Origin of the sequence: Phenylobacterium aquaticum (assembly GCF_022695515.1) — a bacterium.
Lineage (GTDB): Bacteria > Pseudomonadota > Alphaproteobacteria > Caulobacterales > Caulobacteraceae > Phenylobacterium > Phenylobacterium aquaticum.
Map to the genome: position 1 here is coordinate 129,636 of NZ_JALDPT010000003.1, position 13,107 is coordinate 142,742.

The window sequence follows — 13,107 nt, forward strand, 5'->3', positions numbered from 1 at the left end:
CTTCACCGGCGGAGCCTTGGCCAGGACATAGGCCTTGAGCAGGGGCCGCAAGCGCTGGAGCAGGGCGCGCGCCGCAGGAGCTTGGCGACCTTCAGGCTGCCATAGCGGGCCATGAGGTCGGGATGGCGGGCGGTGATCTTCAGGAAATTCCCGATCGACTGCTCGTACTTGGCGGTCAGGGTCTCGGCGGTGTCCAGGCCCAGGTGGGTGGCGGTATTGTCCACGTGCAGGATCGGCCAGCGGGCGGCGACCCGCATGCCCCATTCCACGTCCTCCCAACCCCAGCCCTGGAAGTCCTCGTCGAAGGACTCGGCGGCGAAGACGTCGCGCCGGACCAGGAGGTTGGAGGTGAAGATCTTCTCCGGCATGCGTGCGCGGACGGCGGCCGGCTGGCAGTCGCTGCCGTCGGCGATGGCCCGGTGCAGGGCGTTGTCGGGGCTGGCCGGCGCCTGGTCGAGGGAGAAACCGCCGAAGGCCACGGCGGGCTGGTCCTGGTCGATCAGGGTCAGCCAGGCCGAGATGAAGTCGGGGCGGTCGGGCAGCATGTCGCTGTCCAGGAACAGCAGCCACTCGCCGCGCGCCTGGCTGACCAGGCGGTTGCGGCCCTTGGAGCGGCCCTCATTGGCGTCGAGCCGGATGAAGCGGGCCGGCAGGGGCAGGGCGGCGACGGCGGCCTCTACCCGCGCGGCCAGGGCAGGGTCGCGGGAGCCGTCATCGAGGATCAGCAGCTCGGCCTGGGCGCCGGGGGCGAGCGCCTCGCGGCCCAGGGCGGCGAGGAGCGGCGTAGGATCGTCGCCCTTGAACGGGGTCAGGATGGACAGGCGCGGGCACCCGTCGCGCCAGAGCGCATTGTCGAACAGGATCTCGCTCATGCGGCGCTCCGGGCGAGTCGCGCGCCGAGCATGGCCTGGGCCCGGCTGCGCAGGGCGCCGGCGTCGACCAGGGCGATGACCGCGCCATAGACCAGGGCGCCGAGGCCCGCCTTGAGGATCAGTTCCGGCAGGCCGCCACAGGCGGGGACGCTGGCGACGGCCAGCGCCATGGCCAGGCTGGCGCCGACGGCCTCGGCGACCGTGCGCCACGGAATGGGCAGGGGCAGGCTTCGGCCGCCCAGCAGGGCCGAGGCGGCGAGGCCCAGGGCGTAGCTCGCCGGGGTCGCCCACAGGGCGCCGTCGAGGCCGAAGCGCGGGATCAGGATCAGGTTCAGAACCAGGTTCGCCAGGGCCGGCGCGGTCATGGCGACCAGCAGCAGGCCGGTGCGGCGCGACAGGGTGAAGGCCTGGTGGAAATAATAGGTGGTCAGGCCGCCCAGCAGGCCGCTCAGGGCGATCCAGGGGGTGACGTGGGCGGCGCCGGCGCTGAGCGCGGGGCCGATCATCAGCTGGGCCAGGGGAGCGGCGACCAGGGCCAGGCCCACGGCGGCGGGCAGGGTCAGCAGCACCATCACCTGCGCCTGTTCCCGGGCCGCGGCCTTCAGCGCGTCGCGGCCGCCACGCTCCAGGGCCATGATCAGGGCCGGCCCGCCGGCGGCGCCCAGCCAGATGAACACCACGTCGAGGGTGCGGTTCGCGAGGCTGTAGCCCGCGTGATAGACGCCGACCGAGGCCTCATCGAGGAAGCGGGCCAGCAGGAAGCGGTCGGTGGTGGCGAGCACCAGGGCCAGGATCAGGGACAGGGCCACGGGCAGGCCGTAGGCGGCGTGCTCGCGCACCCGGGCCAGGCCCAGGCGGCCGCTGATCGCCAGCCGGCCGTCGGCGGGCAGGACGAAGGGCAGGCAGGCGAGCGCCGCCAGGCCCGCGCCGATCAGGGGCGATGCGCCCCCGAAACCGGCCAGGGCGAAGCCGGCGCCCAGGGCGAAGCCGCCAAGCGTCTGGCCCATGTCGATCAGGGCCGAGGGACCGACCTGGCCCCCGGCCCGGCGGCGTTCCTGGGCCAGCTTGATCAGGGTGCGGGGCGCCGTGGCCGCGATCCCCGCCAGCACCGCGACCTTGAGGCCGGGCTGCAGGGGCCAGAGCCAGGCGACGAGAGCGGCGAGCGGCAGGGCGGCCAACAGCACAAGCCAGGCGCCATAGACGGCGGCCGAGTGGTCGGCGCTGTCGCGGCGCTCCGCGGACCCGGCCCAGAACCTGGCCATGGCCGCCTCGTTCCAGACGAAGACGGCCGTGTGGATCAGGCTCATCACCGAGAAGCCCAGAGCGTAGTCGCCGAACTGGGCCGGGGTCAGCAGCCGGGTGAAGGTGACGATGGTGAGCAGGCCCACCACCCCCTGGATCACATTGGCCGGCAGATAGCCGAGGACGCCGCGCCAGAACATGTCGCGGCTCCTAGCGGACGTTCTCGCTGTCCCCGAGGAGACAGGGAATGGTCATGGCGATGATGTAGAGGTCGAGCCAGAACGACTGGCGTTCGATGTACTCCACGTCGAGGGCCACGCGGCGCTGGACCAGCTCGGGCGTATCGACCGGACCGCGCGAGCCGTGGATGGCCGCCCAGCCGGTCATGCCGGGCTTCATGCGGTGGCGGTGGGCGTATTCGTGCACCAGGCGGGCGCTCTCCACCTCGCCGGTCATCAGGCCCACGGGATGGGGGCGGGGGCCGACCAGGGACATCTCGCCGGTCAGGACGTTGAAGATCTGGGGCAGCTCGTCCAGCGAGGTCTTGCGGATGAAGCGGCCGATCCGGGTGACCCGGTCGTCGCCGCACTGGACCTGGCGAACCTGGCTGGCCTGGGCGCCGGGCTGCTCCACCCGCATGGAGCGGAATTTCCAGACCACGATCTCTTCGTTGTTGAAGCCGTGGCGGCGCTGGCGGAACAGGGCGGGGCCGGGGCTGTCGAGCTTGATGGCCAGAGCCACGATGGCCATCACCGGGGCGGAGACCACCAGGGCCAGGGATCCGATGACCAAGTCCTGGGCCCGCTTGGCCAGGGCGCGGGCCTCGTTGACCGGCGGGCCGGAGATCCGGGCCAGGGGCACATCGGCGATGCGGCTGATGGCGGCGGCCTCGACCTCAGGCGCCTCCCCGTCCAGCAGCAGGGTGATCTCATTGGGCAGCACGCGCAGCCGCTCGATCAGCTGGCTCACCCGGTCCTGGGCCTTGGCGGGCACGGTGATCACCACCCGGTCCACATAGGGCATGACCCGATGGTTCATCATGGTGTCGGTGTCGCCCAGCACCGGCACGCCATAGAGGGTCTTGGGCGCCCGGTCGGCGCGGTCGTCGAACACCCCGATGATGTTGACCTCGCGGCTCTTCAGGCTGGCGAAGATCAGGCGTTCGGCGGCGCGGGTGGCGCCGACCACGACGATGTTGGGGGTCAGCCGGCCGCTGCGCCGCCAGCGGCGGACGGCGAGCCACCAGGCCGCATGCAGCGTCACCAGGGCGGTCAGGGCCATCGGCCCCCAGACCGTCAGCACCGGCGCGATGGCGGGCCAGGACGACAGGAGGGCCAGGATGGCGCTCGCTCCGGCCAGGCCGGCGAGGCCAGCCGCGGCCGCGCGGCCCAGCTGGACGGCCAGGGGCTGGCGGGCGCTGAACTCATAGGCCTTGCCCAGGGAGAGGGCGATCAGGACGCTCAGGGTGGCGATCACGGCGAAGGCCGGGTTCACCGCGCGATGGGCGTCCAGGAAGGCATAGCTCAAGAGAGCCAGGGCCAGACCGTCGCCCGCCTGGAACATCCAGGCGATCCGATGGCCGGGCAGGCGCTTGCGGGTGGGAATCAGATGGCCCGGGCGAAGGGGACCGCGGCGGTCCGCGCCGGCCGCGCGGGGGCCAGAGGTCCGCGCCACTGAGGCGGCGATCGCGTCCGCCGCCATCTTGGTGGCGTCGGGGGCGGTCGGGGGCGGGGCGATCACGGACATGAAATGGCTTGCTGCATAAGGCCTTGAGGCCGGCAATATGCCGCAGGCGTCTGATCGTCCGGTTAACGGTCGCGGACGTGATTGCCAGGGCCGCTCGAAACGGCTATCCGTCCCCGCCCTAAAGGTGACGTGGCCGAGTGGCTGAAGGCAACGGTTTGCTAAATCGTCATACGTGAAAGCGTATCCAGGGTTCGAATCCCTGCGTCACCGCCATCCTGCTTCGCGCAATGCGCTTCGCAGGATTTGAGCTAGAGCCTGCCGCGAAGCAGGGCCGCGTGGAGGCCCCGGCGGTCAGCCGGCTCCCGAATTCCCATCCGTGCGCGGAGGCGGCGGAGGTCTTGCGTCAACGATGAGAAGGACCTTGGGGATTGTAACCCCGAGGGTCTGATATCGCCGACCTGAATCGACTTGCCCTGTTTGACGTCAACATGGACGAGGGGTTTTGGTGTGACGTTGAGTCAATTTAAGATATTGATTTAGTAGGATATTTTAATTTTTGAGGTGGGGGGTTGGTGTGCCTTGCGCGTCAGGCGCAGGGCCGTTCGGCTCCGGTCTCGGCGCGTCAGCAAGAGTTCGACCACGAACCCCACGAACCCCACGAACGGGCCGCGGCGGCGGGGCGGTCGGGGATAATTTCGCTCATCCCGACGCAGTTTCGGACGGCCTGAACGTCTCCTTCGCCCTACCGGGCCACCGCCATGGTGGGCGCGGCGTGGGGCGCCGCGTCAGCCGCCGGTAGGGTCGCCTGGGCGCAGACCTTGCCGATGAGGAGGATGACGGGGCCGGTGGGGGCGGCGGCGGCCAGGGTGGAGGCGAGGCGGGCCAGGGTGGTCGGGTAGGCCTTGGCGTGGGGATAGCCGGCGTTTTCGATGGCGATGGCCGGGGTGGCGGGGGCGCGGCCGTGGCGGATCAGGCGGTCGGCGGCGGCGTCGACCTGGTCGCGGCCCATATAGAGGGCCAGCGTGGTCTCCGGATCGGCGGCGGCGCCGGCCCAGCCGCCCTCGGTCAGGTCGCCGCTCGAGACGGTGGCGGTGGCGATCAGCAGGCGCCGGGCGGCGTCGCGGTGGGTGAGCGGGAAGCCGAACTGCGCCGCGGCCGCGCTGGCGGCGGTGACGCCGGGCACGATCTCGGTCTCCACCCCGTGGGCGTTGAGAAAGGCGCGCTCCTCGCCGACGCGGCCGAAGACGGACGGGTCGCCGCCCTTCAGCCGTACGACCTTCAGGCCGCGACGCGCCAGGCGCAACATCAGACGGTTGATGGTCTGCTGCTTCATGCTGGCCCGACCAGCCCGCTTGCCGGTCTGGATGCGGATGCACCCGGGCGGGGCGAGGTCGAGGACCTCGGCGGCGATCAGGGCGTCATAGAGCAGGGCCTGGGCGCCCTGGACCGCGCGCAGGGCGCGCACCGTGAGCAGGTCGGCGGGGCCGGGGCCGGCGCCCACCAGCTGGACGCGACCGGTCGGGGGATCATGGGGCGCCATGGGTCACCTGGGGGGTATGGAGGGCTTGCAGACGTCGGGCGATCTCGGGGCGGCAGGAGCCGCAATTGGTCCCGGCCCCGGTGGCGGCGCCGATCGCCTCGACCGTGGCCGCGCCGGCCCGGGCGGCGGCGTCGATGGCGTGGGTTCCGACCTTGAGGCAGGCGCAGACCATCGCACCCTTGTCGACCACCGGCCCTGGCGGGCGACCGAACAGCAGGGTGGCGCGGGCCTCGGCCGGCAGGGTCTCAGCCTCAAACAGCTCCACCAGCCAGTCCCTGGGCGGCAGGGCCTTGCCGGTGGTGACGAACAGCACGCGCTCCAGCCGGCCGTCGCGGATCCAGGCCTGGCGGCGCGCGCCAGTGGCCGGATCCTCATAGGTCACGACCTCGCCCTCGGCCTCGCCGAGCCGGCGGCGCAGGGTCTCCCGCTCGTCGCCGTCGCCGCGGCCGGCGAATTCATAGAGCGCGCAGGCGGTCTGGGGGATGCGCCGCCAGATGATGTCCGATCCAGGCGGGGCGGCCACCGGCGCGCGGGCGATCAGGAAGCCCTGCCAGGTCTCGCGATAGGCGCGGATGCGGGCGGGGGTGTGCTTGAACTCCGGCTGGCCGGAGGTCGGGTCGACATGGCGGGCGATCAGCGGATTGGCGCGGCCGGACGGCGCATAGGCGTCGGTCCAGTGCATGGGCATGAAGATGCCGCCTGGCCTTTGGCGATCGGTCAGGCGGGCGATGGCCACCGCCTCGCCCTGGGCGGTCTGGATGCGGGCCAGCGCGCCCTCGGCCACCCCGGCGGCCGCGGCGTCCCGCGGGTGGATTTCGACAAAGGCTTCGGGCGCATGGCGCCAGAGGTCGGGGGCGAGGCCGGTGCGGGTGAGGGTATGCCACTGGTCGCGGATGCGGCCGGTGTTGAGCGACAGGGGATAGGCGGCGTCGCAGGGCGCGGCCGGCCCCTTGGGGCGCACGGGGACCATGGCGGCGCGGCCGTCGGGGCTCTGGAAGCGTCCGTCCGTAAACAGACGCGGCGTGCCCGATCCATCGGCCGTCACGGGCCATTGGATGGGGGCAAGGGCGTCATAGGCCTCGCGATTGATCCCGACCAACCCCGCGAGGTTCAGGGTCCGGCCGCCGGCGTCCGGGCCCGGATTGTCGAAGGCGGTCAGGCGCGCCCATTCGCGGAACACGCTGTCCTGGCTGGGCCAGGAGAAGCCGTCGGCGTGACCCATGGCGGCGGCGACGTCGGCGATGATCCGCCAGTCCGGACGGGCCTCGCCCGGCGGGGGGAACAGGGCGCGCTGGCGGCTGATGCGGCGCTCGGAATTGGTGACCGTGCCGTCCTTCTCGCCCCAGGCCAGGGCGGGCAGCTTCACATGGGCGAAGGCCATGGTGTCGGTCTCGGCCATGCAGTCGGAGACCACCACGAAGGGGCAGGCGGCCAGGGCGTCGCGCACGCCGCTGGCGTCGGGCAGGCTGACCGCCGGATTGGTGGCCATGATCCAGACGGCCTTGATCCGGCCTTCGCCGATGGCGTCGAACATCTCCACGGCCTTGAGGCCGGGTTTGCGGGCGGTGTCCGGCGCCCCCCAGAAGCGCGCGACCCGGTCGCGGTCGGCGGGGGCGAAGTCCATGTGGCCGGCCAGGGTATTGGCCATGCCGCCGGTCTCGCGCCCGCCCATGGCGTTGGGCTGGCCGGTGATCGAGAAGGGGCAGGCGCCCGGCTTGCCGATCCGCCCGGTGGCCAGGTGGGCGTTGAGGATGGCGAGGCCCTTGGCCACGCCCTGGGCCGACTGGTTGGCCCCCATGGAGAACAGGCTGACCGTCCTGGGCGTGGCCGCGAACAGGTCGAAAAATTGGGTGAGGTCGGCGAGCGGGACGTCGCAGTCGGCGGCGACGGTGGCGGGGGACTGGTCGGCCTCCGACAGCGCCGCCTCGACCTGGGCGAAGCCGCCGACATGCTCGGCGATGTAGTCGCGGTCGATGGCGCCGCGGCGGATCAGGTCGGCGAGCAGGCCGTTCCACAGCCGCACGTCGGTCTGGGGGGCGAGCGCCAGGTGCAGGTCGGCGACCTGGGCGGTGTCGGTGCGGCGCGGGTCGATGACCACATGGCGCTGGCCGCGGGCGCGGGCGGCCTCCATGCGGCGGAACAGCACCGGATGGGTCCAGGCGGCGTTATGGCCGGAGAACACCACCAGATCGGCGAGGTCGAGATCCTCATAGCAGCCGGGCACCAGGTCGGCGCCGAAGGCCTGCTTATGCGCGGCCACAGCAGACGCCATGCAAAGCCTTGAATTGGTGTCGATATTGCCTGAGCCGATAAAGCCCTTCATCAGCTTGTTGGCGGCGTAATAGTCCTCGGTCAGCAGCTGGCCTGAGACGTAGAAGGCGACGGAGTCGGGCCCGTGCCGGGCGATGGTCTGGGCGAAGCGGCGGGCGACCAGGGCGGTGGCCTCGCGCCAGGGGACCTCGCGGTCGCCGATCATCGGGACCAGCAGGCGGCCCTCCAGCCCCACCGTGGCCCCGAGCGCCAGGCCCTTGGAGCAGAGGCGGCCCTGGTTGGCCGGATGGCGGGTGTCGCCACTCACCGCCAGGGTGCGACCCTCGATCACCCGACCCGCGACGCCGCAGCCCACCCCGCAATAGGGGCAGGCGGTGGCGACCGACGGGATGAGGGCGCCGTCCGCCATCTCAGCCCCCGACCAGGCCCAGGAACAGGCGGCCGTCGCGGACCTCGAGCGGCACGACCGGGGCGCAGCCGGTTCCCCGGTCGACCCCGGTGGCCTCGCCGGTGGCGAGATCGATGACCCGCCCGTGCAGGGGGCAGGTGACCGCCGCGCCGTGGACGATGCCCTGGCTGAGCGGGCCGCCCTTGTGCGGGCAGGCGTCCATCAGGGCGAAGACCTGGCCGTCGCCGGTGCGGAAGACGGCGATGTCGCCGCGCGGGCTGGGCACGCGGCGGGCGCCCCGGCGGGGGATGTCGGTGACCGCGCCGACATCGGTCCAGATCACGGCGGGTTCCTTCACGAGCGCGTTCATGCGGGGGTGAACTCCAGGCGGCGGCTGAGCGGGTTGAATTCCTCGGCGTGGCGGCCGGCGACGCGTTCGGCCCAGGGGTCGATGCGGGCGAAGCGCTGGGAGTAGGAGAACCGGTCATAGAGGGCGCGGCGCTCGGCCTCGTCGGCGATGACCGCCTTGATGGAGTCCAGCCCCACCCGGTCCATCCACTTGTAGATCCGCTCCAGGTACCAGCCCTGCTCGCGATAGAGCTGGACGAGGGCGCAGATGGTCCAGACCGCCTCGTCCTCGCTGGCCACCCGGGTCAGGACCTCGGTCCCGCGGATGTGCAGGCCGGCGGCGCCGCGACATGGATCTCGTAGCCAGAGTCCACGCAGATCACGCCCACGTCCTTGCAGGTCGCCTCGGCGCAGTTCCTGGGACAGCCGGAGACGCCCAGCTTGACCTTGGCGGGGGTCCAGGAGCCCCACATGAACTTCTCCAGCCGCATGCCGAGGCCGGTGGAGTCCTGGGTTCCGAACCGGCACCAGTCGGAGCCGACGCAGGTCTTCACCGTGCGCAGGCCCTTGGCGTAGGCGTGGCCGGAGACCATGCCGGCGGCGTTGAGATCGGCCCAGACGGCGGGCAGGTCGTCCTTCTTGACGCCCAGCAGGTCGATGCGCTGACCGCCGGTGACCTTGACCGCCGGGATGGAGAACTTGTCGGCGACGTCGGCGATGGCGCGCAGCTCGTCGGGCGTGGTCATGCCGCCCCACATCCGCGGCACGACGGAATAGGTGCCGTCCTTCTGGATGTTGGCGTGGACCCGCTCATTGATGAAGCGCGACTGCTTGTCGTCCTGGTATTCGCCGGGCCAGGCGCAGACGAGGTAGTAGTTGAGCGCCGGGCGGCATGAGGCGCAGCCCTCCGGCGTCGTCCATTCCATGGCCTGCATCACCGCGGGGATGGACTTGAGCTCCTGGGCGAGGATGGCCTGGCGGACCAGGTCATGGGTGTGGTGGGTGCATTTGCACATGGGCGCGGGGCCGGTCTGGGCCTGGAAGTCGTCGCCGAGGGTCAGCTTGAGAAGCTTCTCCACCAGCGGCGTGCAGGAGCCGCAGGAGGCCGAGGCCTTGGTGACGCCGCGCACGGCGTCCAGGGTGGTGAGGCCCTGGCTGGTGATCGCCGTGGTGATCTGGCCCTTGCACACGCCGTTGCAGCCGCAGACCTCCTGGTCGTCGGACATGGCCGCAACGGCCGCACTAGGGTCCAGGCCCGACAGACCCTCCGTGATCGCCTGGCCGAAGATCAGGGTCTCGCGGATGTCGCGGACATCGGCCCCCTGACGCATGAGGTCGAAGTACCAGCCGCCGTCGGCGGCGTCGCCGAACAGCACCGCGCCGGCGACCTTGCCATCCTGCAGCACCACCCGCTTGTAAACGCCTCGGCCGGCGTCGCGGAACACGATGTCCTCGCAGCCCTCGCCGCCGGCGAAGGCGCCGGCCGAGAACACGTCGACGCCGGAAACCTTGAGCCGGGTGGAGAGCAGCGAGCCCTCATAGGCCGCCGCGTCGTCGCCGGTGATCGCGGCCGCCAGCGTCCGGCACATGTCCCAGATGGGCGCGACCAGGCCATAGGCGACGCCCCGGTGCTCGGCGCATTCGCCTACGGCCCAGATGTCGGCGTCGCCGGTGCGCATCTGGTCGTCGACCATGACGCCGCGCCCGACCGGCAGGCCGCAGGCCTTGGCGAGCGCCGTATTGGGGCGGATGCCCACGGCCATGACCAGGATCGAGCAGGGCAGGATACGGCCGTCCTGGAGCTTGAGGCCGGTGACCCGGCCGTCCTCGCCGAGGATCGCCTCGGACTGGGCCGAGAGCACGGTCTCCACCCCGCGTTCGGCCAGGGCCTCGGTGAGCAGGAAGCCGGCGGCGCTGTCGAGCTGGCGCTCCATCAGCACGTCCATCAGGTGGACGACCGTGGCCTTCATGCCCCTGCGGGCAAGGCCATAGGCGGCCTCCAGACCTAGCAGGCCTCCGCCGATGACCACCGCCGCGCCGCCCGCGTCGGCGGCGGCGACCATCTGGTCGACATCGTCGAGATCGCGGAAGGTGACGACGCCCTTCAGGTCGGCGCCGGGCAGGGGCAGGCGGACCGGGTCCGAGCCGGTGGCGAGGATCAGCTTGTCGTAGCCGACCGACAGGCCGCCCTCGGCCTCCACCACCTTGAGCTCGCGATTGATCGCGGTGACGGCGCGGCCGGCGTGCAGGGTGATGCCGTGCTCGGCGTACCAGGCAGCGTCATTGATGACGATGTCGTCGAAGCTCTTCTCTCCGGCGAGCACCGGCGAGAGCATGATGCGGTTGTAGTTCACCCGGGGCTCGGCCCCGAAGATGGTGATCTCGTAACGGTCGGGGTCGCGCTTGAGGATGTCCTCGACGGCGCGGCAGCCGGCCATGCCATTGCCGATGACGACAAGGCGTTCGCGGGAAGCGGTCATGATGCTGGCTCCGCTTCAGACGCGAACCGGGACGGCGTCGCCGTCGGCGGGGGCGAGGGTCGGCCAGACCGCGCGCCACTTGTTCTTCAGACCGGCCAGGGCGACCAGGGCGAAGAGGGCGAGGCCCGCGAAGCCGAGGAAGCCCAGCTGGTAGGTGCCGGTCAGCTGCTTGGCGAGGCCGAGGGTGGAGGCCAGATAGAAGCCGCCGATCCCGCCGGTCATGCCGATCAGGCCGGTCATCACCCCGATCTCCTTGCGGAATCTCTGGGGGGCGAGCTGGAACACCGCGCCATTGCCGGCGCCGAGCGCCATCATGCTGAAGAGCAGGATGGCCAGCGCCAGATAGGGGCTGGGCATCTGGAAGCTGGCGAGGGTGAGGCCCAGAGCGGCCAGGCCATAGACCACGATCAGGGTGCGCACCCCGCCGAAGCGGTCGGCGACAGCGCCGCCGACCGGGCGGACGAAGGAGCCGGCGAAGACGCAGCCCGCGGTGAAGACGCCGGCGACGACGGGATCGAGCCTGTATTCCGAGTTGAAATAGATGGTCAGCGAGGAGGACAGGCCGACGAAGCCGCCGAAGGTCACGCCATAGAGCAGCATCAGCCACCAGGCGTCCGGAACCTTGAGCACGTCGAGATATTCGCCCAGGCGCTTGGGCGCGGGCTGCTCGGGGGCGTCCTTGGCGAAGGCCAGATAGACCAGGAAGGCGACGGCCAGCGGAATGGTCGCCAGGCCGATGACATTGCCCCAGCCGAAGGACTTGGCCAGGACCGGGGCGAACAGGGCGGCCAGAGCCGTGCCGGAATTGCCGGCGCCGGCGATGCCCAGCGCCAGGCCCTGGTGCTCCTGGGGATACCAGCGTGAGGCCAGCGGCAGGGCGACGGCGAAGGAGGCGCCGGCCACGCCCAGCAGCATGCCCAGGATCAGCACCTGGCTGTAATTGTGGACGCCCAGGAACCAGGCGGCGGAGAGGCCGGTGAGCACGACGGCCTGGCCGATCAGGCCGGTGCGCTTGGGGCCGATGCGGTCGACCATGACGCCGGCGACCAGGCGCAGCAGGGCGCCGGCCAGGACCGGCACGGCGACCATGAAGCCCTTCTGGGCGGGATCGAGATGGAAGTCCTTGGCGATCGCGACGCCCAAGGGTCCGAGCAGCACCCAGACCATGAAGCTGACGTCGAAATAGAGGAAGGCCGCGAAGAGGGTGGGGGTGTGGCCCGCCTTCAGGAACGAACGGTTCAACATGGAAACCTCGGGATGAACGAGAGCGGCGTCAGCGCCGGTGGGGTGACCGCATCCGAGCGGTCGTCTCGATCAGCCGCGAACTTCGTTGTCCGTGGGCCTGGGGCCTTGATGCGCCTGCCCTGGGCGAGAGTCAGCCGGGGGAGCGGGCGCTTGGGGTGGTTCAATGCGGCGCCGCACAATTGTGCAGCGGAGAGGCAGGGAGGCGCCCGAAACATGGGCGCCTCCCTGACCGGGGGCGCGGCGTCAGGCGGCCTGACGGGCGTAGAGGAACTCGATCACCGCGGCGCGGCCGCGGATGTAGGCGGGGTTCTCGGCCACGGCCAGGCGGTCGCGGGGGCGGGCCAGCGACACCTCCAGCACCTGGCCAATCGAGGCGCGGGGGCCGTTGGTCATCATCACGATCCGGTCGGAGAGCAGGGTCGCCTCGTCCACATCGTGGGTGATCATCAGGACGGTGTTCTTCAGCGTCGACTGGATCTGCATGACCGTGTCCTGCAGCCGGGCGCGGGTCAGGGCGTCGAGCGCCCCGAAGGGTTCGTCGAGCAGCAGGACCTTGGGCTGCATGGCGAGCGCCCGGGCGATGCCGACCCTCTGCTTCATGCCGCCGGAGATCTCGGCCGGGCGCTTGTTGAGCGCGTGGGTCATCTGGACGAGCTCCAGATTGTGCAGGGTCCAGTCGCGCCGCTCGGCCGCCGACTTGGCCGAGCCGAACACCTTGTTGACCGCGAGGTCGACGTTTTCGCGCACCGACAGCCAGGGCAGGAGGGAGTGGTTCTGGAAGACCACGGCGCGGTCGGGCCCGGGCTGGTCCACCTCCTGGCCGTCGAGGATCACCCCGCCGGTGGTGGCCGGGATCAGGCCGGCGACCACGTTCAGAAGCGTGGACTTGCCGCAGCCGGAGTGGCCGATCAGCGAGACGAACTCGCCGCGCTCGACCTGGAGGTTGATGTCGCGCAGCACCTCGGAGCGCTGAGCGCCCTTGGAGAAGGTGACGCCGAGACCTTCGATGGAGAGATAGGCTTTGGGCATGGGGTG

Annotated in this window: 8 protein-coding genes, 1 tRNA gene and 1 pseudogene; 1 reads left to right on the forward strand and 9 read right to left on the reverse strand. The window is 71.1% G+C overall.

Translation table 11 applies throughout. The features are described 5' to 3' along the window. Window positions 1-2: 2 nt before the first annotated feature. From MQH10_RS03800 to MQH10_RS03810, 3 genes are read right to left on the reverse strand one after another with little or no spacing between them, the layout of a single operon-like run. Window positions 3-872: a glycosyltransferase family 2 protein gene (locus MQH10_RS03800; RefSeq protein ID WP_336605038.1), complete on the reverse strand. Its 870-nt coding sequence runs from the start codon at window positions 870-872 to the stop codon at window positions 3-5. After that, complete coding sequence (gene hfsF, locus MQH10_RS03805; RefSeq protein WP_242562739.1) at window positions 869-2,314, reverse strand: polysaccharide biosynthesis protein HfsF; 1,446 nt, start codon at window positions 2,312-2,314, stop codon at window positions 869-871. The genes MQH10_RS03800 and hfsF overlap by 4 nt, the downstream gene beginning before the upstream one ends. Before the next feature lie 10 nt (window positions 2,315-2,324). Continuing rightward, entirely contained in the window at window positions 2,325-3,860 is a 1,536-nt protein-coding gene (locus MQH10_RS03810; protein WP_272886696.1) for an exopolysaccharide biosynthesis polyprenyl glycosylphosphotransferase, read from the reverse strand. Between the two features lie 123 nt (window positions 3,861-3,983). Between MQH10_RS03810 and MQH10_RS03815 the strand changes: the two genes are divergently transcribed. Beyond that, window positions 3,984-4,073: transfer RNA gene (locus tag MQH10_RS03815), tRNA-Ser, on the forward strand. Window positions 4,074-4,542: 469 nt separating this feature from the next. On the opposite strand, the gene cobA is transcribed toward MQH10_RS03815, so the two are convergent. The 6 genes and pseudogenes from cobA to MQH10_RS03845 all read right to left on the reverse strand — a co-directional run bounded on the left by cobA (window position 4,543) and on the right by MQH10_RS03845 (window position 13,101). After that, complete coding sequence (gene cobA, locus MQH10_RS03820; protein WP_242562740.1) at window positions 4,543-5,340, reverse strand: uroporphyrinogen-III C-methyltransferase; 798 nt, start codon at window positions 5,338-5,340, stop codon at window positions 4,543-4,545. After that, on the reverse strand, window positions 5,327-8,020 hold the full coding sequence (locus MQH10_RS03825; protein ID WP_242562741.1) for a nitrate reductase: 2,694 nt from the start codon (window positions 8,018-8,020) through the stop codon (window positions 5,327-5,329). The genes cobA and MQH10_RS03825 overlap by 14 nt, the downstream gene beginning before the upstream one ends. 1 nt (window position 8,021) lies before the next feature. Then, window positions 8,022-8,369 (reverse strand): nitrite reductase small subunit NirD, encoded by a 348-nt coding sequence (gene nirD / locus MQH10_RS03830; RefSeq protein WP_242562742.1) that lies wholly within the window; start codon window positions 8,367-8,369, stop codon window positions 8,022-8,024. Next, window positions 8,366-10,827 (reverse strand): annotated as a pseudogene (gene nirB / locus MQH10_RS03835) (nitrite reductase large subunit NirB). Before nirB ends, nirD begins: the two are co-directional and overlap by 4 nt. A gap of 15 nt (window positions 10,828-10,842) precedes the next feature. Beyond that, window positions 10,843-12,072: a nitrate/nitrite transporter gene (locus tag MQH10_RS03840; protein ID WP_242562743.1), complete on the reverse strand. Its 1,230-nt coding sequence runs from the start codon at window positions 12,070-12,072 to the stop codon at window positions 10,843-10,845. A gap of 243 nt (window positions 12,073-12,315) precedes the next feature. Continuing rightward, complete coding sequence (locus tag MQH10_RS03845) at window positions 12,316-13,101, reverse strand: ABC transporter ATP-binding protein (protein WP_242562744.1); 786 nt, start codon at window positions 13,099-13,101, stop codon at window positions 12,316-12,318. Window positions 13,102-13,107: the final 6 nt, after the last annotated feature.